The organism is Colwellia demingiae, assembly GCF_007954275.1.
Taxonomy (GTDB): Bacteria; Pseudomonadota; Gammaproteobacteria; order Enterobacterales; family Alteromonadaceae; genus Colwellia; species Colwellia demingiae.
On record NZ_VOLT01000003.1, the window covers coordinates 424,117 to 449,413 of the forward strand.

The 25,297-nt window shown below is 37.6% G+C and carries 21 protein-coding genes and 1 riboswitch; of the genes, 9 read left to right on the forward strand and 12 right to left on the reverse strand.

Translation table 11 applies throughout. The features are described 5' to 3' along the window. Positions 1-24: 24 nt before the first annotated feature. The 6 genes from tsaB to murJ form a co-directional block, all read right to left on the reverse strand. Positions 25-768: a tRNA (adenosine(37)-N6)-threonylcarbamoyltransferase complex dimerization subunit type 1 TsaB gene (gene tsaB / locus ESZ36_RS07495; RefSeq protein WP_146785761.1), complete on the reverse strand. Its 744-nt coding sequence runs from the start codon at positions 766-768 to the stop codon at positions 25-27. A 174-nt stretch (positions 769-942) separates the two neighbouring features. After that, a complete protein-coding gene (gene fkpB, locus ESZ36_RS07500) occupies positions 943-1,386 on the reverse strand; it encodes an FKBP-type peptidyl-prolyl cis-trans isomerase (RefSeq protein WP_146785764.1) in 444 nt (147 codons plus the stop codon). Between the two features lie 80 nt (positions 1,387-1,466). Continuing rightward, positions 1,467-1,985: a signal peptidase II gene (gene lspA, locus ESZ36_RS07505; protein ID WP_146785767.1), complete on the reverse strand. Its 519-nt coding sequence runs from the start codon at positions 1,983-1,985 to the stop codon at positions 1,467-1,469. 108 nt (positions 1,986-2,093) lie between these two features. Next, entirely contained in the window at positions 2,094-4,943 is a 2,850-nt protein-coding gene (ileS, locus tag ESZ36_RS07510) for an isoleucine--tRNA ligase (protein WP_146785770.1), read from the reverse strand. Positions 4,944-5,067: 124 nt separating this feature from the next. After that, positions 5,068-5,988 carry a bifunctional riboflavin kinase/FAD synthetase gene (gene ribF / locus ESZ36_RS07515; RefSeq protein ID WP_146785773.1) on the reverse strand — a complete coding sequence of 307 codons (921 nt, stop codon included), beginning with the start codon at positions 5,986-5,988 and terminating at the stop codon, positions 5,068-5,070. A gap of 153 nt (positions 5,989-6,141) precedes the next feature. Continuing rightward, complete coding sequence (gene murJ / locus ESZ36_RS07520) at positions 6,142-7,737, reverse strand: murein biosynthesis integral membrane protein MurJ (RefSeq protein ID WP_146785775.1); 1,596 nt, start codon at positions 7,735-7,737, stop codon at positions 6,142-6,144. Positions 7,738-8,097: 360 nt separating this feature from the next. Here murJ and rpsT point away from each other — a divergent pair, with 360 nt between their 5' ends. Beyond that, positions 8,098-8,358, forward strand: a complete 261-nt coding sequence (gene rpsT / locus ESZ36_RS07525) for a 30S ribosomal protein S20 (protein WP_146785778.1) — start codon at positions 8,098-8,100, stop codon at positions 8,356-8,358. Positions 8,359-8,599: 241 nt separating this feature from the next. Further along, entirely contained in the window at positions 8,600-10,318 is a 1,719-nt protein-coding gene (locus ESZ36_RS07530) for a dipeptidyl-peptidase 3 family protein (protein ID WP_146785780.1), read from the forward strand. A 151-nt stretch (positions 10,319-10,469) separates the two neighbouring features. On the opposite strand, the gene ESZ36_RS07535 is transcribed toward ESZ36_RS07530, so the two are convergent. After that, positions 10,470-12,266 carry an acyl-CoA dehydrogenase C-terminal domain-containing protein gene (locus tag ESZ36_RS07535; RefSeq protein WP_146785783.1) on the reverse strand — a complete coding sequence of 599 codons (1,797 nt, stop codon included), beginning with the start codon at positions 12,264-12,266 and terminating at the stop codon, positions 10,470-10,472. A 562-nt stretch (positions 12,267-12,828) separates the two neighbouring features. Next, the gene (locus ESZ36_RS07540) at positions 12,829-13,299 is read right to left on the reverse strand and encodes a DUF3010 family protein (protein ID WP_146785786.1); all 471 of its coding nucleotides are present in this window, start codon (positions 13,297-13,299) and stop codon (positions 12,829-12,831) included. 237 nt (positions 13,300-13,536) lie between these two features. Here ESZ36_RS07540 and ESZ36_RS07545 point away from each other — a divergent pair, with 237 nt between their 5' ends. Together ESZ36_RS07545 and ESZ36_RS07550 are read left to right on the forward strand one after the other, a co-directional pair. Then, complete coding sequence (locus tag ESZ36_RS07545) at positions 13,537-14,262, forward strand: SDR family NAD(P)-dependent oxidoreductase (protein WP_146785789.1); 726 nt, start codon at positions 13,537-13,539, stop codon at positions 14,260-14,262. Positions 14,263-14,315: 53 nt separating this feature from the next. Then, on the forward strand, positions 14,316-15,305 hold the full coding sequence (locus ESZ36_RS07550) for an amidohydrolase family protein (protein ID WP_146785792.1): 990 nt from the start codon (positions 14,316-14,318) through the stop codon (positions 15,303-15,305). A gap of 37 nt (positions 15,306-15,342) precedes the next feature. Here ESZ36_RS07550 and ESZ36_RS07555 read toward each other — a convergent pair whose 3' ends face one another. Both ESZ36_RS07555 and ESZ36_RS07560 read right to left on the reverse strand, forming a co-directional pair. Beyond that, complete coding sequence (locus ESZ36_RS07555) at positions 15,343-16,518, reverse strand: mandelate racemase/muconate lactonizing enzyme family protein (RefSeq protein WP_146785795.1); 1,176 nt, start codon at positions 16,516-16,518, stop codon at positions 15,343-15,345. Between the two features lie 235 nt (positions 16,519-16,753). Beyond that, positions 16,754-17,524: a class II aldolase/adducin family protein gene (locus ESZ36_RS07560; RefSeq protein ID WP_146785798.1), complete on the reverse strand. Its 771-nt coding sequence runs from the start codon at positions 17,522-17,524 to the stop codon at positions 16,754-16,756. 333 nt (positions 17,525-17,857) lie between these two features. Between ESZ36_RS07560 and ESZ36_RS07565 the strand changes: the two genes are divergently transcribed. From ESZ36_RS07565 to ESZ36_RS07575, 3 genes are all read left to right on the forward strand, one after another. Continuing rightward, a complete protein-coding gene (locus ESZ36_RS07565) occupies positions 17,858-19,084 on the forward strand; it encodes a threonine/serine exporter family protein (protein ID WP_146785801.1) in 1,227 nt (408 codons plus the stop codon). Positions 19,085-19,420: 336 nt separating this feature from the next. After that, on the forward strand, positions 19,421-21,484 hold the full coding sequence (locus ESZ36_RS07570) for a M13 family metallopeptidase (protein ID WP_146785804.1): 2,064 nt from the start codon (positions 19,421-19,423) through the stop codon (positions 21,482-21,484). A gap of 325 nt (positions 21,485-21,809) precedes the next feature. Continuing rightward, complete coding sequence (locus tag ESZ36_RS07575; RefSeq protein ID WP_146785807.1) at positions 21,810-22,004, forward strand: (2Fe-2S)-binding protein; 195 nt, start codon at positions 21,810-21,812, stop codon at positions 22,002-22,004. 68 nt (positions 22,005-22,072) lie between these two features. On the opposite strand, the gene bfr (ESZ36_RS07580) is transcribed toward ESZ36_RS07575, so the two are convergent. Together bfr (ESZ36_RS07580) and bfr (ESZ36_RS07585) are read right to left on the reverse strand one after the other, a co-directional pair. Beyond that, a complete protein-coding gene (gene bfr / locus ESZ36_RS07580; RefSeq protein WP_146785810.1) occupies positions 22,073-22,540 on the reverse strand; it encodes a bacterioferritin in 468 nt (155 codons plus the stop codon). A 9-nt stretch (positions 22,541-22,549) separates the two neighbouring features. Next, positions 22,550-23,035, reverse strand: a complete 486-nt coding sequence (bfr, locus tag ESZ36_RS07585; RefSeq protein ID WP_011042004.1) for a bacterioferritin — start codon at positions 23,033-23,035, stop codon at positions 22,550-22,552. Between the two features lie 264 nt (positions 23,036-23,299). Then, positions 23,300-23,454: riboswitch (cobalamin riboswitch) on the forward strand. 29 nt (positions 23,455-23,483) lie between these two features. On the opposite strand from bfr (ESZ36_RS07585), the gene ESZ36_RS07590 reads away from it, so the two are divergent. Both ESZ36_RS07590 and ESZ36_RS07595 read left to right on the forward strand, forming a co-directional pair. Next, complete coding sequence (locus ESZ36_RS07590; RefSeq protein ID WP_146785813.1) at positions 23,484-24,314, forward strand: ABC transporter ATP-binding protein; 831 nt, start codon at positions 23,484-23,486, stop codon at positions 24,312-24,314. After that, the gene (locus ESZ36_RS07595) at positions 24,307-25,293 is read left to right on the forward strand and encodes a FecCD family ABC transporter permease (protein ID WP_146785816.1); all 987 of its coding nucleotides are present in this window, start codon (positions 24,307-24,309) and stop codon (positions 25,291-25,293) included. Before ESZ36_RS07590 ends, ESZ36_RS07595 begins: the two co-directional genes overlap by 8 nt. Positions 25,294-25,297: the final 4 nt, after the last annotated feature.

Genomic DNA, 25,297 nt, shown 5'->3' on the forward strand with positions numbered 1-25,297 from the left:
GTTTCCGACTATAAGAGTATTGTGTTATTTACCTGGAAGTTTTTTCCAGGAAACGGTATCGCGAACATATACCGGCTGAGCATTTTCTGCTGAAACGCCCTGCCCATGCTGTAACTTTACCTTACCTATTGCTAACATTGCTTCAGCGGTCGGGAAGAGTATATCTGGGCTACCTTCATTGGTTTTCAATGCAGAAAACTTCTCACCGGCATGGTCACCTGTTGTTTCACCTGCTTGGTCACTTAACTTTTCAGAGTACGCATCCCAACCTGTGCCAACAGCATAGCAGGGTGCAGTAACCACTGATGACAAATGTTCTTTTAGTTGCTCTGGTGGTGTAACTGATTCATCTTGCTGTGCTTGCATAACATTATGTTCGTCAAGTACAAAATAGCCATTGTAAACTTCCGACATACGGGCATCTATTGCCGCTAAGACCTGTTTTTTACCATGCTTAATATAAGCGAGTTGAGCCATAGCTTGTAAGCTAGAAACGCCAACAACAGGTAAGCTAGCCGAAAACGCTAACCCTTGAGCTACGCCAACGCCAATACGAACACCGGTAAAGCTACCAGGTCCCTGACCAAAAATAAGGCCATCGAGCTCAGCTAACTTTATACCCGCCTCATGAAGTACAGCATCTATCATCGGTAATAAATGTAAACTATGCGATTGCGGGCAAAGCTCATATCGAGAAAAGGTTTTACCGTTTACTTGCAGCGCTACGGAACATGCTTCTGTAGAAGCATCAAGGGCCAAATAATTCACTATAGTTACCTTTTAATTACCTTTAACAACCTTTTAATTAAGGTCTGTTGAACATTCTATTTATGTAGCTTATCCGAATTAAATGCTTTCTTGCTCGCGGCGCGAGGACTGATGCATAGTTTTTCTATGTGAAGTGCTTCGCAACAAAGAGCAAGAAGCAGTTAAACGGATAACTTAAAGGATGTCGACTAAGTCTATTACGAATGTAACTGTTTGGCCTGCAAGCGGGTGATTAAAATCAATAGTAACCGAGTCACCATTAATTTCTTTAATCATTCCGGGTAAATCACCACCGGGTTGAGAAAAAGTAATAATATTACCTACTTTTGCTGGCACCTCAACTGTAAATTTATCAAGCCCCATATAATGAATATTATCTGGGTTTGTCTCGCCGAAAGCATCTTTTGCTTCAAGGGTGAATTCTCTTGAATCACCTTTATCCATACCAATCAGCTGAGCTTCGAAAGCTGGTGATATGCTGTTATCACCCATGATTATTTTTGCTGGCTTATTATTGACTTTAGTACTATCTGCAGCCGAACCATCACTTAATTTCATAGTTATATGAACAAGAATACTCGAGTCACTTTGAATCTGTGTTTGCGTTGAAACGGTCATTATTACTTCTCTACCTTATTTGTTTTATTCTTTTGTACTTTGTTATCACTATTGCTTTAATAATGACTTTCATAACTGTTTTATTTCTTGTTTTCTTGGTTCGGTTCTTTATTCGTGAAGGATTCAAAAATCATTAATGCTGCGCCAATAAAAATAACTGAGTCTGCAATATTAAAAGCGGCAAAGTGATAACCTGCCCAATGAAAATCAAGAAAATCGATGACATAGCCCAATAAGGCTCTATCGATTAAGTTACCTACGGCGCCACTTAAAATCAAAGCAAAAGCAATGCTTAATAAACGTTGCTGTTTAGGTGTTTTTGCCATCCAAACAAGAAATACAATACTAGCTATACTGGCAATCCCAGTAAAAAACCAACGTTGCCAACCACCTTGATCCGCTAAAAAGCTAAAGGCTGCACCGGGATTATGAACGTACGTGAGGTTGAAGAATGGCAAAACCGACAAGGTTTCGCGATAATCAAATGTGCCTGCAACCCAATATTTACTAACCTGATCAATGATTAAGCATAGTAAGGTTAACCATAACCAACGTAACCCTGTGTCACTAAATAATTTTTTCAATGCTGGTAATCTCATCTTGAAAAATTAAATAGGCTACTACCTTTTCCTTATGCCTAATTAGACAAGCGGTAAGATAATAGCCCGTTAACTTAACTTATTGTTAATGCGACTTCGCTATAAGTATTAAGCGAACTGTCTTGTTTCACCTTCACCATCAACATTGGTAATACAACGACCACATAACTCAGGGTGTTTTTCGCTCTCACCAATATCTGTAGTGACATGCCAACAACGGTCACACTTAATGCCTTCTGCTGGAGCTACTGATAACCATAAGCCTTCTACTTCAGTATCAAGGGCATTTTCTGGTGCCGCTGTTACTATTTCGATGGTTGCTTTTGAGGTAATTAAAACAAAACGAAGTTCATCACCCAATTTCGCTAATTTAGCGGCTAGCTCTTCAGTGGCAAACAATGTAACTTGTGCTTCTAATGCTTTACCTACAGACTTATCTTTTCTTGCTTGTTCTAACGCACGGTTTACTTCACCACGTACACTAAGTAGTTCAGTCCAATAATCATTATCAAGTTCGTCTACTGAATTACTGTTTTCAATTTGCTTAGCTAAACCATCAAACCAAACACCAGTAAAGACAAACTCATCTCGCTCACCGCTTGCTGGTAATGGTAAAGCTTCCCAAATTTCTTGCGCTGTAAATGACAATATTGGTGCCATCCACGCTGTCATTGCTTCTACAATTAAGTACATAGCAGTTTGACATGAACGACGCGCATTCGAATCACTTTTAGCAGTATATTGTCTATCTTTGATAATATCTAAGTAGAAACCGCCAAGCTCGTTAGTACAGAAGTTCATAATTTTGTGCACTACTACATGAAATTCATATTCATCATAAGCAGTAATGATTTCTTCTTGTAAACGTGTTGCTTTCTCAACTACCCAACGATCTAAAGCAACCATGTCGTCAAAAGCAACGCTATGAGTAGCCGGTTCAAAACCATTTAAGTTAGATAATAAGAAGCGCGATGTATTACGTATGCGGCGATAAGCATCAGCTTGACGTTTAAATATCTCATCACCAGCAGTTATTTCTTGCGTGTAATTTACTGATGCTGACCATAAACGTAAAATATCAGCGCCTAAGTTGTTAGTAATTTCTTTTGGCGTAATAACATTACCTAACGACTTAGACATTTTGTGACCTTTAGCGTCAACCACAAAACCGTGAGTAAGTACTTGCTTATATGGCGCTTTACCATTCATCGCAACGGATGAAATCATTGAAGACATAAACCAACCACGATGTTGATCTGAGCCTTCAAGATATAAATCAGCAATACCGTCAAACTCTTCACGCGCATTAATAACTGATTCATGCGTAGTACCTGAGTCAAACCACACATCTAAGGTATCAGGAACTTTAATATATTCTTTAGCATCATCACCAATAAGTTCGCTGGCTTCTAGATCGAACCAAGCTTGAATACCTGACTTTTCAACAAGAAGAGCAACTTCTTCAATAAGTTCAATGCTACGAGGATGCAATGCACCCGAATCTTGATGAATAAATAATGCCATAGGCACGCCCCACGTACGTTGACGCGAAATACACCAATCAGGACGACCTTCAACCATAGATTCAATACGACGTTGACCCCAATCAGGGATCCATTGTGTTTTTTCAATTTCGTTTAATGAATCTTGACGTAAACCTTTTTTGTCCATGCTGATAAACCACTGCGGCGTAGCACGGAAAATCAATGGCGTTTTATGACGCCAGCAATGCGGGTAAGAATGATCTAAGGCGTGATGATGTACTAAAGCACCCTTTTCTTTTAATATTTCTACAACACTCGCATTCGCTTTAAAGACATGTTGTCCGGCAAGTAACGGGGTATCTTCAAGATAAACACCGTTAGCACCAACAGGGTTAGCAACTTCTAAGTCATATAACTTACCAACGACAAAATCCTCTACACCATGACCTGGCGCAGTATGAACACAACCCGTACCTGAATCAGTAGTAACATGCTCACCTAAAACAACAGGCACTGTAAAGTCATAGAATGGATGCTGACATTGTACTAATTCTAAATCCTGACCTTTACAAAAACCTAAGGCATGGTATTTATCAAAACCGAAACGATCCATACATGAAGTAACAAGATCAGACGCTATGATTAAACGTTGTTTTTTACCTTCCTGTTCACATTGAACTAAGGTGTATTCAACATCAGAATTTACCGCTATTGCACGGTTAGCAGGAAGTGTCCAAGGTGTTGTTGTCCAAATAACAACCCCAATCTCACCTTCACCTTTATGGTCTTCTGGGTGAGAGAATTTATCTGCTACGGTTTCGTCGCTAATAACAAATTTCACATCAATAGCTGGTGATTGTTTGTCTTTATATTCAACTTCAGCTTCAGCTAAAGATGAACCACAATCAGTACACCAATGCACAGGTTTAAAACCTTGGTGTAAATGTCCATTTTCAGCAATTTTGCCTAATGAACGGATAATATTGGCTTCAGTACCAAAATCCATAGTTAAGTAAGGTTTTTCCCAATCGGCGAAAATACCTAAACGTTTGAAATCTTCTCGTTGACCATTAACTTGCTTCGCGGCATATTCACGACACTTTTGACGAAAATCGCTAGCGCTGATTTTATGACCTGGCTTGCCGACTTTTTTCTCAACCATTAATTCAATTGGTAAACCGTGACAATCCCAACCTGGTACGAACGGTGAATTAAAATCAGATAAGTTTTTTGATTTAATAATAATATCTTTTAAGATTTTATTAACGGCGTGACCTATGTGAATATTACCATTAGCATAAGGAGGGCCATCATGAAGAATGAATGACTTTTTACCTTTCTTGGCTTCACGAATCTTGCCATAAAGATCTTTAGCTGCCCAATCTTTGAGCATATTAGGTTCACGATTAGCCATATTACCTTTCATAGCGAAAGAAGTGGCTGGTAAGTTCAGGGTCTGTTTGTAATCACTCATTTAAATCATTATCCGTTTATGTTAGCTAATATAGGTAACTAATCGCTATAAATATCAACCAGGTTTATAACTGTTAACTTATGTTAAATTGAATATATTATTTTTAATCACTACAAGTAAAGCGTTAAGCTAATACTTGCTTTGCTTGTTCACTGTCTTGACGAATTTGTGCTGTAAGCGCTTCAAGGCTGTCAAACTTAATCACTGGGCGTAGTTTTTTCTTAACGACCACTTCAATACATTGTCCATACAGGTTTTCATCAAAATCAAAAATATGTACTTCTAGTTGTTGCCTAATGCCATTAATTGTTGGCCTGGCACCAATATTCGCAACACCTTTAAATTCGCCATTGTTTGTTTTTACCATTACCGCAAAAACACCACTAAGGGGAGAAACACGTCTTTTAAGTAAGACATTAGCGGTTGGAAAACCCAACTGTCGACCTCGCTTGTCACCATGGAACACGCGACCAATTATCGAGTATTCTCTACCTAACATCTGTTTAACTGACACTAAATCATCTTTTTCTAATGCTTGACGAATAGCCGTTGAACTAATGCGGCAATCCGCCATTTTATAACTTGCGGTATCTGAAACATCGAAACCATACTTTTCTCCTGCTTGACATAACATGGAAAAGTTACCGCTTCGATTCTTACCAAAGCAGAAATCATCACCGACAATAAGGTGTTTTATACCTAATTTATTCACCAACAAATTTTCTATAAAATGTTGGGCGCTTTGATTGGCAAATTTAGTAGTGAAATTGACACAAATCAGTCGCTGCACGCCAAGTTTCGCTAATAAATTATATTTATCGCGTAAACGGCATAATCTAGCTGGTGCTGTTTCTGGTGAAAAAAGCTCTTGTGGTTGTGGTTCAAAAACTAACACTGCAGCCACACAATTTAAAGCTTTCGCTTTACTTACCAAAGCCTTAATTACTTGCTGATGCCCTAAATGAACACCATCAAAGTTACCAATAGTTAGCACACAACTATGATCTTGTAATTGAATATTATGTATTCCGCGAACTAACTGCATTAGCTATTATTCTGCCTTTTTACTATCACGCTAAATGACTCAGATAAGTCACTGACGAACCTCAACTTTGACATTCGCATAAAATAAATCGACGAATTATATAACAGCGCGCGCGAATAATCAGTAGCCCAAGCACTTTATTTACGCTTATTTTTAGGCTTTATCTATCGTAAAGTCATTTAATCGTATGCCTAACAAAAGAATCATCGCTAGGTAACTCACAACGCCTAAGAGAATACAGACAATCAATTGTTGTACTTGTTCAGCAAAGCTCATTGCTAACCAAACGTCAAAATCACTTGATAATTGATACACAACCAACGCCATGACAGTAGCACTAAACACCAATTTACCAATAAAAATTAGTGTTTTAGCTGATAAATGATAAACACCTTGTGCTTTTAAGCCTCGATATAATAACCAAGCATTTAGCGTGGCAGAAAGTGTTGTTGCTATTGCCAGTCCAACATAACCGAAGAATGGTGCCAACATTAAGTTAAAAACCATGTTAGCGACCATTGCTTTAATACCAATTTTCACTGGTGTTTTAGTGTCTTGACGAGCGTAATATCCCGGCGCTAAAATTTTGATAAACATAAAACTCAGCAAGCCTGATAGGTAAGCAAATAATGCCATAGACACCTGCATAACATCATGCTGACTAAACTCACCTCGCATGAATAACACCATAATAATAGGTTGTGCTAGTACCATTAAACCGGCTAATGCTGGCCAGCCAAACAGGCTAATAACTCTAATTCCCCAATCAATAGTCGCACTAAACTCCACCGGATTATTTTTACTATGCAATTTTGCTAAGCTGGGCAATACCACTGTAGCAATGCCAATACCAAACAAACCCAATGGAAACTCGAGCAATCTATCGGCATAGTACAGCCAACTTATTGAGCCTGTAATTAAAAAACTGGCAATTAAGGTATCAAGTAATAAGTTAATTTGTGTGACTGATACACCAAATAAAGCAGGTACAATCAACTTTCGTATTTTGCTAACGCCTTCACTATGCCAAGACCATTTCGGCTTTACTAACATGCCCGCTTTGTACAAAAAAGGGATTTGAAAAAGAAATTGTATGAGACCACCTAAAAATACGCCCCAAGCTAATGCGTGGGCAGGACTTTGTGTATAAGGTGCACCATAAATAGCCATACTAATAATGGCAACATTGAGCAGAACCGGCGTAAATGCAGCGACAGCAAATCGCCCCATAGTATTGAGTACTGCACCTGAAAGCGCAGCAAAACTGATAAACCATAAATAGGGAAATGTTATGCTAAGTAAATTACTTGCCAGCGTAAATTTCTCTCCACCTGGCGCGTCATTATACCAATCTACAAACCAACCGAAGCCAAAAAGCATCACAAACAAAGGGGAGGCTAACATACCGAATAACGTGACTCCGGTGATAATTACACCTAAGGTGCCGGAAACTTGCCCGATTAATAAACGTGTTTGTTCGTGATCATTTTGTGCTCCTTTTTCCTCGCCTTGCTGTTCATCCTTAACCTGGTATTCACTTAATACAGGGACAAATGCTTGTGCAAATGCTCCCTCTGCAAAGAGTCTTCGTAAAAAATTAGGAATTTTATTAGCAAATAAAAATACATCCGCCATCACTCCCGATCCCATCACATTAGCAATGACCACATCGCGTATTAAACCTAATACCCGAGAAATCAATGTCATAACACTAACAATCAGCCCTGATTTAATTAACTTTTTACTCAAAAACACATCTCCATAGCAAGCTTGTATTGGTTGTTCAATCACGCTAAACGTGGTTATTTAGTCACGCTAAAATGAAACGAAAATAACGTAAAAATAAGACTAAAAAAAATAATGTGTATTATGTGATGATTTTAGTTATTTAAACAATGTATACTTGCGCTCGTTCACAACATGTTTTGTTCTATCGGCCAAGTTTTTAGTCGTAAACATCACCCATATTCTTTTTAATTGCTTTTTTATCGTTAACTTTTTATCGTAGACATTAAATTAAACAATTAAATAATTTGACAATCAGCTAAAAAAAAGGCATATTTCGTCGCCTTAAATTTAAGCTTATAATCAATCTTTTAGGAGATCACCTTGGCTAACTCAAAGCAAGCTAAGAAGCGCGCAGGACAATCTGAAAAGCGCCGTCAACATAACGCAAGTCGTCGCTCAATGATGCGTACTTTACTTAAAAAAGTACTATCAGCTATTGAAGCTGGTGACAAAGAAGTTGCAGCGAAAGAATTTGCTGCTGCTACACCAATTTTAGATCGTTACGCAAGTAAAGGTCTAATTCATAAAAACAAAGCAGCTCGTAGTAAGAGCCGTTTGAATGCAGCAATCAAAGCACTTTAATTTTTGCTTTAGCTATATTTTTTTATGAAATGGTCTTCATGTAGTTAATCTATATGAATCATTTAAAAACCGACTTAGGTCGGTTTTTTTATGTCTGAAATTCATGGTTAATACCTATTTAAGTATTTCCCTTAGATTAAATAGTCAATTTTACAGTCGGTATGGCATAAAACGTCCTTTCACTATTGCACTCACCTCCATTTTTGTTAGTCTCTAGACAACTAATTTATAGAGATCTCCTATGAAAGCACTAAAACTAACAAAAATAGCCGCGGTGGTATTACTTGCAGGCGCAACATTAACCGCTTGTAACTCTGCCAATGAAAATAATGCTACTGAAAAAAATCCTACAAAAGAAAGTGTTGATAACATTTCAAGCAATAATGAAGTAAGTCAACCTGAGTTACTTCAGGGCTTTGAAAACCGTTTAAATATATATAAAGAAGTAACCCTAACTGCCGATTTAAGCCATTTATCTGCAAACCAAAAACAGATGTTAGTATTACTTATTGATGCCTCAAAAATAATGGATGACTTATTTTGGCAGCAAGCTTTTTCGCAAGACAAAAAAAGCTTTTTAGCCAGAATTAGTGATGAGAGCGTAAGACGCTTTGCTGAAATAAACTATGGTCCTTGGGATCGTTTGAATGGCGATAAGGTGTTTTTAAGTCAAACGACAACAAAAGCACATGGCGCCGAATTTTATCCTGCGGATATGAGCAAAGCAGAGTTTGAGCAAAGTGAATTTAGCGATAAAAAAGGACTTTACTCCGTTGTTCGTCGTGATGATGAAGGTAAATTAATGAGTGTTCCTTTCTCTGAGATTTATCATGACCAAATGGACCGCGCAGCGGCAATTCTTGATGAAGCATCAAAGTTTGCCGACGATAAAGAATTTGCTAACTATCTAACGATGCGTGCTCAAGCATTACGCACTGATGAGTATCAAGCATCGGACTTTGCTTGGATGGATATGAAAAACAACCCAATTGATGTTGTTATTGGGCCTATTGAGAGCTATGAAGACCAACTTTATGGTTACCGCGCAGCTTTTGAATCATACGTATTAATTAAAGATTTAGCTTGGAGTGAAAAGCTTGCTAAATACGCTCAATTTTTACCTGAATTGCAAAAAGGTCTTCCTGTACCTAAAAAGTATAAAGCAGAGGTTCCAGGCTCTGACGCTGACTTAAATGCCTATGATGTTATTTATTATGCGGGACATTCTAATGCGGGTAGTAAAACTATTGCTATCAACTTACCAAATGATGAAGAAGTACAACTGAAAAAAGGTACTAGACGTCTACAATTGAAAAATGCCATGCGTGCCAAGTTTGATGCCATCATGTTACCAATCGCTGATACGCTTATCGTGCCTGAGCAACGTGAGAATGTAACGTTCACTGGTTTCTTCGCTAATACCATGTTTCATGAAGTTGCTCATGGTCTAGGCATTAAAAACACCCTTAATGGCCAAGGTCCGGTTCGCCAGGCATTAAAAGAGCATGCCTCAGCATTAGAAGAAGGTAAAGCTGACATTCTTGGTTTATACATGATTCGCCAACTACTTGATAAAGGCGCAATCACTGACGGGACATTAGAAGATTATTACACGACCTTTATGGCTGGAATTTTCCGTTCAATTCGTTTTGGCGCAAGTTCAGCACACGGTAAAGCCAACATGGTTCGGTTTAATTATTTCCAAGAAAACGGTGCCTTCACCCGTAATGAGCAAGGTTTATATAGTATTAATGTTGATAAGATGACTGCTGCAATAGACTCTCTGTCTGAACTGATCTTAACCTTGCAAGGTAATGGTGACTATCAAGGTGTAGATAACTTAGTGAAAGAAAGTGGCGTTATTGGTGAAACACTTGCCGCAGATTTAGCCCGTTTAGAAGCCGCTAGTATCCCTGTTGATATAGTATTCAAACAAGGTAAGAAAGTATTAGGCCTTTAATTGCTTAATATCGTGGTGTAACTACTAATACACCAATTAAAAAGGCGCTTATCGAGTTATTCGATAAGCGCCTTTTATTTACTTAATAAAAAGTATTCAGCAGAAGAAAGTTAACATTCAACTAAACTAACTTATTAAAGCAAATGATAGCCTAGAAAGAAAAATCATCTGCATCAAGTGCCATCATTGACTCGCCGCCATTTTCAACACAATCGGCATGACCTTTGGCTCGTGGTAATATACGTTCAAAGTAAAAACGTGCAGTTTTAACTTTAGCTTGATAAAAAGCTTCTTCATCAGTGCCTTGAGCAAGTTTATCTTGTGCAACCTTGGCCATTTTAGCCCAGAAATAAGCAAGCGTTAAATAACCTGAATACATTAAGTAATCAACCGAAGCAGCACCAATTTCATCTGGATTTTTCATTGCTTTTTCGCCAACTTTTTCTGTCATTTTCTGCCAATCACCACCAAAGCTCATGATAGGTTGAATGAACTCTTGCATGGCATCGTCATCAGCATTTTCTAAGCAGAACTTAGTGACTTCACTACCAAAAGGTTTAAGGATTTTTCCTTTAGAGCCCAATATTTTTCGAGCTAATAAGTCTAATGCTTGAATCACAGTAGTGCCTTCATACAAACAACTAATTTTTGTATCGCGCATTAGTTGTTCCATGCCCCACTCTTTGATAAATCCATGACCACCAAAAACTTGTACACCATGACTAGTACACTCTAGACCAAGTTCTGTAAGGAAAGCTTTGGCAATAGGTGTTAATAAAGCCAGTTTAGTTTCTGCCGCGGCTTTTTCTTCTTCACAGGTACTAACATGACCGATATCTACTAGTTGAGCTAAATAAGCAATCAGTGCACGACCGCCTTCCGCAATAGATTTCTGTGTTAACAACATGCGACGAACATCGGGATGAACTATGATTGCATCTGCTGGACCATCTGGATTCTTAACACCTGATAAAGAACGCATTTGTAGGCGATCTTTTGCATAGGCTAATGCGCCTTGAAATGATGCTTCTGCCGCTGCAACGCCTTCAGTAGCCACTCCTAAGCGGGCAACATTCATAAAGGTAAACATACAATTTAAGCCACGATTTACTTCGCCGATTAAATAACCTTTCGCGCCATCAAAGTTAATAACACAGGTTGCGTTAGCATTAATACCCATTTTATGTTCAATTGAACCACAAGAAACAGCATTACGATCGCCAACAGCGCCATCGTCAGTAATATTAAACTTAGGCACTATAAATAGCGAAATGCCTTTACTGCCTTCAGGTGAGCCTGGGATTCTTGCAATAACAATATGAACGATATTGTCAGATAAATCATGTTCACCCGCAGAGATAAATATTTTAGTACCCGTTAGCGAGTAACTACCATCATCATTTAGCTCAGCTTTGGTACGCAACATACCTAAATCTGTACCACAATGCGGTTCAGTTAGACACATGGTGCCCGTCCAGCTACCTTCAACTAACTGAGGCATAAACTGGCTTTTTTGCAGCTCACTACCATGTGCTTCAATAGTCGCTGATGCGCCATGACTCAAACCTGGGTACATAGCAAAACTGTGATTCGCGCTAGAAAAAAGCTCAGTAATTGCAGTATTTAACGAGTGTGGCAAACCTTGACCGCCAAAATCTACATTTTGTGCTAATGTTGGCCAACCACCTTCAACATATTGTTGATAAGCCTCTTTAAAACCATCAGGCGTCGTCACTTCACCATTTGTCCAAGTACAACCTTGTTCATCACCACTTTGATTGATAGGGGCAATAACTTGTTCAGTGAATTTTGCCGCTTCGCTAATTATGGCATCGACCATATCTAAACTAGCATCTTCATAACCTAACTTTTGATAATGATTATCGCAATCAAGTAATTCTTGCATAACAAACTTAATATCTCTGATCGGTGCTTTATACTCTGGCATGACTTTCTCCAATGGTTAACTTTTTTGGCTTAACAAAAGCCAACTGGTCCGAGGTCTGACTTTCAAACAGGTGTTTGATTAAATCACGTTATTAACTATTTTTAAAGTATAAATAACAAAAGGTGTGATATTTCATTCTAATTGACTGACAATTTCTTTGTATTTACCCTATCATCTATTTGATTCAACGCGTTAAACACTTGCCTCTTCATCCATAGGGAATCACTTTAATATATGGGCTACAGTTCATTTTGGATCAATATAGTAAATATTTTCACCCGCTAATGACCATTTATACAAAACAATAAAATCATCTACTCAACATAACTCGTTGCAGAAATATCTACAATTTTCGATAGTAATTTTGACTGAAGTCCGTCAATTTTATTGTTCTATTTGTGAGCATAAAAACAAAAAAGCCAACTAAATTAGCTGGCTTTTGAAGAAAAAATTTAAATAAAAAAGCTTAGCAACGTTAATCACTAAGCTTTTTTATGTCTAATTTTTCATTTGAAAATGATTCATTTCAAAGAAGAATTTAAAACTCACCAGTCGATAAAGTTTAATCTTCTTGATTATTATCTTCAGAGTCTACTCTATAGGCATTGTTTTGAGCTTCTAAATAAGCAAAAACAGTCGTAAATGCTTGCTCTTGAAATTGTTTTAAGCCGGTATCACGAAAATCAATATCGATTTGGCTTTTCGACAATTCTTTCTTAATAAAAGTACCGGATAAAACTTCAACTTCTAGTTCAGCAATCAATTGAATAGCGGCTTCAATTTTAAAGCCAATAGGTCCGCCAGCAAACTTACCTTTTAAAGCACGACCTTTAATTTGTACATGAGTTACTTTGTAATCTTCCATTAGCTTGGCAAAAGTAAACTGAAATTTTTTCACTTCTTCTGCATCGCCTGCATTATCAAGGCTAATTTTTTGTACGCGCGTATGAGGGATATCATACAAATTGTTTTCTTTTGACACGATACAAATAATCGCATCATTACTTTTAATTTCTACACCACAAGCTCTCATGGAAAAACCTCATTAAACAAATTGCCAATATTATATACTCATTATCATTCAAAGTGCAGGATTTCAGTGGGAATTAAAATGACTTTAGGCAAGAAAAATAATTTAACTATCGTCATTCCATACTTTGATTATTTAACAAGGCGAAATCACGTTAGTTATACAAAGAACTAATTGGAATGGAACTTGATGAAGCTTAAAGGTATCATTTCTAATAATTGCGTTTATTGAGTAAATATAATGAAAAAAGTGTGTGTTATCACAGGTGGAAGCTCTGGTATTGGCTTAAGTATTGTAAAATTATTCATCGAGAATAATTACCAAGTATTTAATTTAGATTTATCGCCTTCTGCAGAAGGCGATTTTCGCCAGTGTGATGTTACTAATGTTAGCCAAGTAACTGAGATAATTGATGAGATTTCAAAACAACATACCATAGATGTTTTAATCTCAAATGCAGGTATCCATTTCTCGGGCACTATTGAGAACACCAGTGAAGCTGACTTAGATAATGTATTTAACATTAATGTTAAGGGCGCATATGCTGCAATAAAAGCTGTGTTGCCTTCAATGAAAGCTAACAACAACGGCGCAATTCTCTTAATGGCTTCTGATCAAGCTTTGATTGCCAAACACAATTCTTTTGCTTATAACCTCAGTAAAAGTGCCCTCGCCTCCATTGCTAAAACTACTGCTCTTGATTACGCAGCTTTTAATATTCGTGCTAATGCCGTTTGCCCTGGTACTATTGAAACACCGCTATATCACAAAGCCATTGATAACTACTGTCAAAAATCAGGTGCTGATAAAAACGAAGTGCATCAAGATGAAGAAAAATTACAGCCGTTACAACGTTTAGGACAGCCAGAAGAAGTCGCTGAATTAGTACTGTTTTTAGCTTCAGATAAGGCTAAGTTTATCACCGGTAGTTTACAAGTAATTGATGGTGGTTATACCGCGCAATAGCCTTTACCTGAATTTAGATACGTTTTGCATTGAAATAGTCGAAATTAGATACTATGACCGTTAATATTATTGATCCACATTTGCATTTATTTAATCGCTCACTTGGGGATTATCATTGGCTTAAAACACAAAACCCGCCATTTTGGCCAGATAAGTCACTAATCCAAAAAGACTTTACTGTCGAAGCGTTAAATAATGCCTTACAAGTAAGTAATAAAATAAAACTGGCTGGTTTTGTTCATATTGAAGCAGGTTTTGATAATGCTAAACCTTGGCGTGAAATCGAATATATCGACAGTATACCTTGTCAAAATAATAGAACGGTTGCCAACATCGATTTATTATCGCCTCCTGAGCACTTTCAAGCATCATTACTAAGGTTGCAGCAGTATCAGAGTTTAATTGGCGCTCGCCATATTTTAGATGAGCAAGCGAGTACTATTTTAACGAATAAAAACGCACAACAAAATTTTGCCAAGCTGAATGAGATAACTGACTTTATTTTTGAACTGCAATTACCCTTGGCTGATGAAAGTTCAATTATCGTTATGCCGCTGTTAATGCAAACTATCGCCAATAATAGCCAACTACGTTTCATCATCAATCATGCAGGTTTCCCACCAAAAGACATCAGCAGTGATGCATGGTACTTATGGCAACAGCATATCAATGAACTTGCTAAGTATCCTAATGTCTTTATAAAGTGCTCTGGATGGGAAATGATAGACAGACATTATGCAATGTCGTGGTTTTCAAAGGTAACTAGCTTTTGCCTCAACGCATTTTCAATTGAACGAGTAATGCTAGCCAGTAATTTCCCGCTGTGTTTACTAGGTAAAAAGCTCGGTAAAGAGGCAGGTAAAAAGCTCGGTAAAGAGACAGGTAACAAAGTAAGTAGTGCGCTAAGTAATAAAAGCTATGGCAGTTATTGGCAGGATATTCTTGAATCTTCCATAATAAAACAGTCTAATGAAAATGAAAAAAGCGCATTGTTATACAACAATGCGCTTCGTATTTATCAACTTGCTAACTCACAAAGCTAAACCAAATATTTTTAAAATTAGGTAACGCTTTAGTTATCTATTTAATGGTCACGTTTGGCGATTTCTTCACTATTGCATCGTTAAGTTCAATACCTATTCCCGGTACTTCTGTCACTTGGAAAAAGCCATCTACTGGTTGTGGATCTTGTAAACACAATTCTCTATTCCAGTCTTTAATCGCGTAAGTATGATGCTCATGAATCAAAAAGTTTGGAATAGCTGTTTCTAAATGCAATGAGGCTGCTGTTGCAACAGGACCACCACAGACGTGTGCTTGTATACGAATATCATAAACATCAGCATAGTCACAGACTTTTTTCGATTCAGTAAAACCGCCACATAAACCAACATCAGGCTGTAATACATCAATACTTTGATCTTCAAAGTAAGGTCTAACATCCCAACGATGATACAAACGCTCACCACCAGCAATGGGAACATTAACGTTATCAGATACTTTTTTATGTACTGCTGGATTTAAATAGTTAACCGGCTCTTCGTACATCATACAACCGACTTCTTCGACGATTCTACCCATTTGTATTGCTGAGGCAGCACCCATTAGTGAATGTGATTCAAAAATAATGTCAACATCTTCACCAACAGCATCACGAATAGCACGTAGTCGGTTACCAAATAAACGCATTTGCGGTTTGGTAAATAGTTTTGTTCTATCAAAAGAAGAACTGCCATCACCGTTATATACGATTGGGTCAACTTTAACGGCATCGTAACCTTGTGCTACAGCTTTTAACGCCGCTTCCGCATACTGCTCGGGTTCAATTAACTTACTTATCTCAGTATCCCAATCAAACTGAAGTTGACTAGCATAAGTACGTAATTTGTCATTTACCTTGCCACCAAGTAACTGATAAACCGGCACACCTAGTGCCTTACCTTTAATATCCCAAAGTGCAGTATCAATTGCGCTCATCGCTGAATATAAAACAGGTCCGCCGCCTAAGCCCCAAAAACTTTCACGTAACATGCGAGACCATAAAAGCTCTGTATTAAACGGATTAAAACCAATAAGTACTGCCTCACTGATTTCTTTAATCATGGCTGCTGCAGCGCTATGACCCCAATCATAAGCTAAACCGGCTTCGCCTACGCCACTAATGCCTTCATCGGTGTGTATACGTACAAAAATAGGATTCCAACCAATGCGTTTAGGGCAATGGATATCAAAAACTTCAACGTGAGTAATCTTCATATTTTTCTCAACTAAGTTAATTCTTTATTTAGTTAACCTCTATTTAGTTAACTCTCATTTTCAAATAATTTGTTATGTAACGTATTCATAAAACTAGAGACAGTAGTTGCTTATCTTGAAGGTGTATCGTTCTATTTAAAGGAAAACGCACGGAGTTGACGTTAGTCAATGAGTACTTTTGACATCTAAATAGTGTAATACAGCAAGAAGATAAGCAGCTACTCTGTAATAATTTTTACTCAGCGAAACTAGGGTCGTTTCGATAAACTCTTCGGAACATGGCTGGCCATGCTTTTTGACCGCCAGTTTCACCATCATGAACAATATTAGCTTGCGCTTTAATACCATCAATAATACTTTGCGGGGCATAAATAGGTTTCATACCTGTAGCCATAACTTGCAACTGTATTTGACAGGCACGCGTTAAATCGTACATATGCATAAAAGCATCACCGATGGTTTTGCCCATAGTTAAAGCGCCATGATTTCGCAATAACATAAAGTTTTTATCACCCAAGTCATTTTGCAATCTAAGTTTTTCATCATCGTTTACCGCTAAACCTTCATAATCATGGTAACTCATCGAAGCTAACGCAAACATAGAATACTGGCTTAACGGTAACAAACCTTCTTCAACACTGGCAACGGCAATAGTTTCATTGGTATGCACGTGCAAGGCACAGATATCATCATGGCGTACTTCGTGTACAGCACTATGGATAGTGAAACCAGCAGGGTTTATTTCAAACGGACAGTCTTTATCGATTATATTACCCTTGATATCAATTTTAACTAAATTTGAAGCGGTTATTTCTTCAAAAGCTAGACCAAAAGCATTAATCAAAATATGTTCAGTACCAGGAATGCAGACTGAAATATGGGTATGAATAAGATCATCCCAACCATGCATTTGCAATAATCGATAACAAGCTGCTAAATCAACCCGTAATTGCCATTCTTGGGCTGATACTTTATTTTTTAAGCCGAGTTTAGGCAATTGCTGCATCACAGATCTCTTTGTAGGTAAGTCGAAAGTTAATGACACCATTTTACCTGATGATGAATAAGCAATAAAGTCGTTTAAAACATGGTTTTGATAATAGCAGCAACTATAAGAACAAATACCAATATTCGTATGATTTTACTGTATTTACCTTGTTGCTCATCGGTCATGGGTTTACCAAATTTTTCCCCCAAAGTGACCATCAAAAACATAGCAATAAAGACACAAGCCAAAATAATTATCAATGTCATTTCTTTCTTCCCTCAGTTTTTTATACCCAGCTTTAGCAAAATCGATTACCATAGCGAACAGTGCAACTTACCATTTTATATCGCAATGCAGAAAACCGATAATTTTTACCAAAAACGCCGTTTTATCATAAAATTAGGCAAAGCTTTACATAAGCTGGGTTCTACCGCTTATCGCCTAGAAGACAACTTATTATCTATTGCTAAGTTTCTCGATCTTCGTGCTTCTTTTATCATCACGCCTACCGCATTAACGTTCATCTTATCTGATGATGAAGATGATCAACAATATAATCACTTAGTTCGTGTCAGCCCTGGTGATATTGATCTTGGCTCTTTAGCACGTATTGATGAACTCGTTGATGAGTTAATTGATGGCCAACGCACACTCGAAGAAGCGATCGATCGTTTAGCCGAGGTAAAAAATAAACCGGCACCTTACGGCACGCTGTTATCTTTTTTAGCTTTTGGTGCATCAAGTGGCGCTTTCGCCATGTTAATGCATACCAGTTGGCACGATGTTTTTTGGTCAACTATTTTAGGTTGGGTTACCTTTGCATTTGTACTCTGGTCAGAACGTTCAAGGCGTATGTCAGATTTACTCGAGCCTATGGCAGCTCTCATGGCATCTCTATTAGCCTCAGCAATATCCATGATTGACCCTAGCATTAACATTCCTATGGTTATTCTATCTAGCATCATTGTTTTTATTCCTGGTTTGTCTTTAACGGTCGGTTTATCCGAACTTGCCGCTCGACACTTAATGTCTGGTACAGCGCGCATCATGGACAGTATAATGGTGCTATTTAAGCTTTACTTCGGCGCAGTACTGGGTATGGCTTTAGGTAACTTAATGTGGGGAACCGCAATATTCCTGCCGCCTGAAACTATGCCTGTTTGGACTTCTTGGTTAGCAGTAACGACGTTATCAGTAAGTTTAGTTATTCTTTTTAAAGTACGATTAAAAGATGCACCTTGGGGTATGATTGCTGGTTATATTGCTTTTGGTGTGAGTATTTGGGCCACCGAATATTTAGGCGTGGCGCTAGGAGCCTTCGTTGGCGCTTTTGCACTTGGCTTATATAGTAACTTGTTCTCTCGACTGATGAACCTACCTTCTAGCATTGTAAGACTGCTGGGGTTAGTTGTGCTTGTGCCGGGTTCAAAAGTATATATTGGTTTAAATAGTGCGGTATCGGGTCAAAATATGCTAAATGTACCTGATTTAGGTTCACAAACATTTTTAATATTTATGTCTTTGGTCGCAGGTATTATATTCTCCAATGCAGTATTACCCCATGGTAAAAACTTATAATGAGTTAACCGTTAACTAATGTTGTGAACATCAACCTCCTCTCCAGAACGGCTTGTTAACTCAATGTTGCAAGCCTGTTAACTAAACAAAACCAACGACTTACCTTCAATAGCTCTTTCTTCATGAATTTTGGCTATTTTTCCAAACAAAACAAATATGTAAAATGATGTTTCACTTGCTGGAAATCCTTAAAAATTCCCCGTAGAATCGAGAAATCGTGCGCATAAAGCATGTTATAGCAAACAAATTAAAAGTATAAATAATTAAAAGAATTAAAATACTATTTATATTGTGCTCACTCAAACTCATTCTATGACTTATAAACAAGGACTTTTCATGAAAGCAATTATTACTAGTGCAATTTGCTCATCGTTATTACTAATGAGCGGTTGTACTACTCAAGCTGATAGTAGTAATAACGCACCATTGGTGACTCAAAAAACGGCACTGGCTTCTGGCATCGAAAAAGCTAATTTAGACACCAGCGTTCGTCCACAAGATAACTTCTATCGTTATGTAAACGGTAACTGGCTAAAAAGCCACGATATTCCCGGTGATAAAACGGCTATTGGTTCATTCTATGATCTTCGTGATCAAGCCGATGATGATGTTAAAGCCATCATAGAAGAGCTTGCTGCAAAAGAGAACTTAGCTAAAGGTAGCGATGAGCAAAAAGTAGCTGATATTTTCCGTTCATATATGGCCACAGAAAAACGTAATAATTTAGGTATTAAACCAATCCAACCTGTTTTTGATGCTATAAACAACCTTAGTGACAAATCAGAACTAGCGACTTTTTTTGGTAAATATCAAGCAGTAGGTGTAGGCAGCCCTTTAGCTTTTTATATTAGTGTTGATGCTAAAGATTCTAATAGCTATGCCACTCACATCTGGCAAAGTGGCCTAGGTCTACCTGATAAAGACTACTATTTTAATGAAACAGAACGTTTTATCGCTTTACGTGCTGGTTATATCGCCCACATTGAAAATATGTTCGAACTAGCTGGTCTTGCTGATGGTAAAGAAGCCGCTAAAACTATCATGGCAATAGAGACAAAGTTAGCTAAATTTCACTGGACAAAAGTTCAAAGTCGCGACAGTGAAAAACGCTACAACAAGTTTGCTGTTAATAAGTTAAATGAATTAACAGATGCTTTTGATTGGTCAGCTTATTTGGCTGCTCAAGGTGTTGCCTCTCAAAAAGATATTATTATCAACCAACCAGACTTTGTTGCCGGTTTCGGTGGCATATTTGCCGAAACATCGTTGGAAGATTGGAAAACGTATTTGAGTTTCCATAGCTTAAGTAATTTTGCTAGTTACTTAACTACTGATATTGATAATGAAAACTTTGATTTTTATTCAAAACAATTAAGTGGTCAACAAGAGCAACGTCCACAATGGAAACGTGGCGTTAGTGTCGTTAACTCAAATTTAGGTGAAGTCATTGGCAAAGTGTATGTTACTCGCCACTTTACCCCACAAGCGAAAGCGCGCATGAGCGAGTTAGTTGAAAATTTACGTACATCTTATGGCAATAGCATTGATGACCTTGAGTGGATGTCAGCTGATACCAAAGAAGCAGCACATGTTAAGTTAGCCGCTTTTACCCCTAAAATTGGTTACCCAGATAGATGGGAAGATTATTCTGGACTTAGTATCGAAGCTGATGATTTAGTAGGTAATATTCTTCGTTCTTCACGCTTATCTCATGATAAAGAAGTTGCTAAACTTGGTGGTCCAATTCAAAAATGGGAATGGGGCATGACACCACAAACAGTTAATGCTTACTACAACCCAACAGTAAATGAGATTGTTTTCCCTGCAGCTATCTTACAAGCGCCATTTTTTAATATGAAAGCTGATAGTGCTGTTAACTACGGCGGCATCGGTGCTGTAATTGGGCATGAGATGGGCCATGGTTTTGATGATCAAGGTAGTAAATATGACGCAGAAGGTAACCTTAGAAATTGGTGGACAGAGCAAGACTTAAAAGAGTTTTCTAGTCGCACTAAAGCCCTTGTTGAACAATATGATGAATATCACGTTTTTGACGACTTAGCGGTAAATGGTAAGTTGACACTAGGTGAAAACATTGGCGATTTATCGGGTGTAACTATCGCTTACAGAGCTTATAAAGCATCATTAAACGGTGCAGAAGCTCCTGTCATTGACGGCTTAACCGGCGATCAACGTTTCTTTATGGGTTATGCTCAAATTTGGCGCGCAAAAATTGTAGAGAAGTCTGCACGTAATCGTGTAGCTACTGACCCACATTCACCTGCTGAATTTCGTGCACTTGGTTCACTTTCAAACATTAATGAATTTTATGAAGCATTTGATGTTAAAGAAGGTGATGCCATGTATATAGCACCAGAAAAACGCGTTAAGATTTGGTAATAGTTATATAACGATTTACAAAGGAGCTTCGGCTCCTTTTTTTATCCAAATTTTATGTAACTAAACTCGACAGTATTCCCAATAGATAAAAATTAGAACAGTTATGGAGAAGCTAATTCTCGCTAAGTGATCAATAAATTAGTCCGATTGGTATTATTAACGTCCCCTGATTGAGAAGAACTTTTATAGAAAACTATCTTTGATTTAGCACAAAAAGACTAACTTATTAATTTCACTACAAAACAATCTTATTGATAATTGTTATCATTAAGGTTATTATATGCATTATTAATTAAGTAATATTTTTTGAGTCGAGAGTTTTTATATGTACGTTTGTATTTGCCATGGTGTTACCGATACACAAATAGAATCTGCTATTGATAATGGTATAGAAACGATGAAAGGGCTAACCCAGGAACTTAGTGTAGGATCGCAATGTGGTAAATGTTGCCAATGTACTAAACGCGTACTCAACAGAAAATTATTACAAATTGCTGAAGCACAGCCACAAGTCGCTTAAGTCCTATTTAAACAATGAACTAATTAGCTAACCTTAAAGCTGTACCTCATAATATTCAAATCAACAACTTAACTCATCATAGATTGTAGGTAATTCTCGATACCTGCATGGTCAATAATATATTGTTGGGATTCAATCCAATCAATTTGCTCTTCTACATTTTCCAGTAAGTCTTCAGCTAAGTCTCTACTGATATAATCTTGCACTTTCTCACTTTCTACAATTAATGTTTGTAAAGCCTGACGAGAGACATACTCTAAATCCATATTTGATTGCAGCATCTCTGTTGTATGTTCACCAATATGTAAACGCCCTAAATCTTGTAAATTTGGCAAACCTTCTAAGAACAAAATACGCTCGATAAGATCATCTGCTTGCTTCATTTTCTCAATGGATATTTTATAATCTGCTTTATTGAGCTTTTCAAAGCCCCAATTTTTATACATGCGTGCATGCAAAAAATATTGATTAATCGCGATGAGTTCAATTGCCAACGTACTATTTAACAGTGCAATAACTTGTTTATTACCTTTCATGACAACCCCTTAACCCGGTAAATGCTGACCCATATGAGATTGGATATAATTTTGCAGTCCTATTTTATTAATGAGTCCAAGCTGTTTTTCAAGCCAGTAAACGTGATCCTCTTCGGTATCTTCCAGTAGTTTTTCTAACATCTCTCTACTTTGAAAGTCCCCTTCACTTTCGCACAAGGTAATAGAAGCTTTTAATGCAGCAACTACCTCCATTTCGAGCGTTAAGTCATTAGTGAGCATGCTAGGAACATCATCACCAATAATTAAATCTCGACGGTCGGCTAAGTTAGGAATGCCTTCAAGAAATAAAATCCGCTTTATTAATGCATCTGCATGTGTGATTTCTTCTTGCATCTCATGATCAAGTTGGTCAAAAAGCTTATCTAGTCCCCAGTCTTGATACATTCGAGAATGAATAAAATACTGATCAATAGCTGCCAACTCGTTATGTAATAAGCCGTTTAGACTCGCTATAACTTTTGGATTACCTTTCATTTTACACCTCTTTAATATTTTGAGAACATATTGAAAATACTGAAAATCAGTTGCCTTAAAGCGTAGTAGATGGATAAGAATTTATCGAATTATTAAGGAGAATAAATGTTACTAACTGTTTATATTTTAAGTGGAAATAATTTGTATTTGCATTACTTATAAATAATTACAAAATGTTCCTGATAATACCAAAGGCCTCATAATTATAAATAGCGGAAAGCACAACTAATAGCCATCTAAACATCTAAAGTTTGCTAATGATTATGATTCAAGATAGAATTCGTTTCTCAAAGGTTTTATTGTGTTAACGAAGATGGTGTAAGTCCATCGCTGTCCCCGCAACTGTAAATGAACGGATGTTTATTTTTACAATAAATATTAGTTCAAAGTCAGATAGCTAACGAAAAAAACTATACTTATTACCGTGCGGGAAAACACGAGTCTAATTATGTCTACATTGCTAAATATCTCTGGGCTCAGCTGGAAGGTTCTAAATAAAACGATCTTGCAAGACATTAACTTTACTGTCAACAAAGGTGAAGTGATCGGTATTATCGGCCCTAATGGTGCAGGTAAAACAAGTTTATTACGTTGTATAATTAACCAAGCCAATATTCTTACCAGCGCAAACATTAGCGGTAGCGTCCACCTTAAAAATCGTCTTATAACACAGTTCAGTGCTAAAGAAATTGCTCAGCACTTCGCTTTAGTTATGCAAAAAAATGATTCTATCTTTGCTTTATCAGTGCAAGACGTTATGAAAATGGGTCTTTTACCACACAAAAGTTTGTTTTCACTCGATAGTGATTATGATAAATCACAGATTGAATTAGCCCTAAGTAAAGTAGGTTTAAGTCATGCCTTAGAGAGTCTCTTTAATCAACTCTCTGGCGGTGAACAGCAACGTGTATTAATTGCTCGAGCCCTTGTACAGGCTAGCCAAATATTAATTCTTGATGAGCCCACCAATCACCTTGATGTTTATTACCAACATCAAGTATTACAGCTAGTAAATAAACTCAATATTACCGTGATTATGACGGTTCATGATCTCAATTTAGCCAGCTTATACTGTCAGCGATTATTGCTCTTAGATAAAGGCCAATTAATTTGCGATGGCCCCCCTAAAGAAGTCTTGGCACCAGAACAATTAAGCAAAATTTTTGGCTTACCTTGTCAGCAAAATTTTGATGCTATCACTGGCGCGACTCAAGTCTCTTTTTATCTTGAAGAAAATTGCATGCAATACAGCGCCATTTCGGAGCCTTTAAGTGAATAAAGTATCAACTAGCTTATTCGCATTAGCGATACTAGTCATTCTATCTGCACTCGCAGCCATAACATTTGGTCCCGCTGACATCGACTCATCGCAGTTGATGGCCTGCTTAGTCGGATCTTGTCAAAACCAAATAGCGAACATTATTATTTGGCAAGTTCGCATTCCAAGAGTACTAGTTGCGCTAGTTGCAGGAATGGGCTTAGCTATAGCAGGTGCTATTTTACAGAACACTACGCGTAATCCGCTCGCCGATCCTTATCTTTTCGGTATTGTTTCTGGTGCCGGTTTAGGCGCAACAATCGCGAATATTTCCTTGGCCGATAACCTGACTATTGCGCTACCGTTAGCCGCATTTCTCGGGGCACTGTTTTCGGTAGTTATAGTGGTCTTTATCGCTAAAGTACTCCAACGTATGGAGCAACTATTACTCGCTGGTGTAGCCGTATCATTCATGCTTGCATCAATAACCCAGTTCATTCTCTATTTTGGCGAACCTTTTGCCACCAATCGTGTCATTTTTTGGTTGATGGGCAGTTTAGCGCGCGTTGAAATGAGCAATTTCTATGTTATTGCGAGTATTTTATTAATCGCAATGATCACAGTATTCGCACTACATAGACAAATTGACGCGCTATTATTAGGTGATGAAAGTGCTGCCAGCTTGGGTGTTGATGTAGATAAGTTACGATTACTCATGTTAGGTATTTGTGCTGCACTTACCGCAACCATAGTGGCTTATTGTGGCGGTATTGGTTTTGTTGGCTTGATGATCCCTCATATTGTTAGGCAACTCATTGGCGTAACAACGCTAAAATTAATTATTGGCAGTGCGCTAATCGGCGCCATATTTCTTATCTGGGTCGATGTAATTGCCCGTTCATCACTACCTCACGCAGAAATACCTATTGGCATTATAACCTCAGCGCTAGGTAGTATATTTTTCTTATTTATTATGTATCGTTCGAGAGCAATAACGTAATAAA

What these genes read in the sequence shown, in the direction of transcription:
- ESZ36_RS07535 (WP_146785783.1), bottom strand. Translation starts at nt 12,266, where the DNA reads ATGCCAGAGTATAAAGCACCGATCAGAGATATTAAGTTTGTTATGCAA.
- ESZ36_RS07530 (WP_146785780.1), top strand. Translation starts at nt 8,600, where the DNA reads ATGAAAGCACTAAAACTAACAAAAATAGCCGCGGTGGTATTACTTGCA.
- ESZ36_RS07560 (WP_146785798.1), bottom strand. Translation starts at nt 17,524, where the DNA reads ATGCAGCAATTGCCTAAACTCGGCTTAAAAAATAAAGTATCAGCCCAA.
- ileS (WP_146785770.1), bottom strand. Translation starts at nt 4,943, where the DNA reads ATGAGTGATTACAAACAGACCCTGAACTTACCAGCCACTTCTTTCGCT.
- ESZ36_RS07570 (WP_146785804.1), top strand. Translation starts at nt 19,421, where the DNA reads ATGAAAGCAATTATTACTAGTGCAATTTGCTCATCGTTATTACTAATG.
- ESZ36_RS07555 (WP_146785795.1), bottom strand. Translation starts at nt 16,518, where the DNA reads ATGAAGATTACTCACGTTGAAGTTTTTGATATCCATTGCCCTAAACGC.
- ESZ36_RS07550 (WP_146785792.1), top strand. Translation starts at nt 14,316, where the DNA reads ATGACCGTTAATATTATTGATCCACATTTGCATTTATTTAATCGCTCA.
- ESZ36_RS07540 (WP_146785786.1), bottom strand. Translation starts at nt 13,299, where the DNA reads ATGAGAGCTTGTGGTGTAGAAATTAAAAGTAATGATGCGATTATTTGT.
- ESZ36_RS07565 (WP_146785801.1), top strand. Translation starts at nt 17,858, where the DNA reads ATGCAGAAAACCGATAATTTTTACCAAAAACGCCGTTTTATCATAAAA.
- fkpB (WP_146785764.1), bottom strand. Translation starts at nt 1,386, where the DNA reads ATGACCGTTTCAACGCAAACACAGATTCAAAGTGACTCGAGTATTCTT.
- lspA (WP_146785767.1), bottom strand. Translation starts at nt 1,985, where the DNA reads ATGAGATTACCAGCATTGAAAAAATTATTTAGTGACACAGGGTTACGT.
- bfr (WP_011042004.1), bottom strand. Translation starts at nt 23,035, where the DNA reads ATGAAAGGTAATCCAAAAGTTATAGCGAGTCTAAACGGCTTATTACAT.
- bfr (WP_146785810.1), bottom strand. Translation starts at nt 22,540, where the DNA reads ATGAAAGGTAATAAACAAGTTATTGCACTGTTAAATAGTACGTTGGCA.
- ribF (WP_146785773.1), bottom strand. Translation starts at nt 5,988, where the DNA reads ATGCAGTTAGTTCGCGGAATACATAATATTCAATTACAAGATCATAGT.
- ESZ36_RS07590 (WP_146785813.1), top strand. Translation starts at nt 23,484, where the DNA reads ATGTCTACATTGCTAAATATCTCTGGGCTCAGCTGGAAGGTTCTAAAT.
- ESZ36_RS07575 (WP_146785807.1), top strand. Translation starts at nt 21,810, where the DNA reads ATGTACGTTTGTATTTGCCATGGTGTTACCGATACACAAATAGAATCT.
- ESZ36_RS07545 (WP_146785789.1), top strand. Translation starts at nt 13,537, where the DNA reads ATGAAAAAAGTGTGTGTTATCACAGGTGGAAGCTCTGGTATTGGCTTA.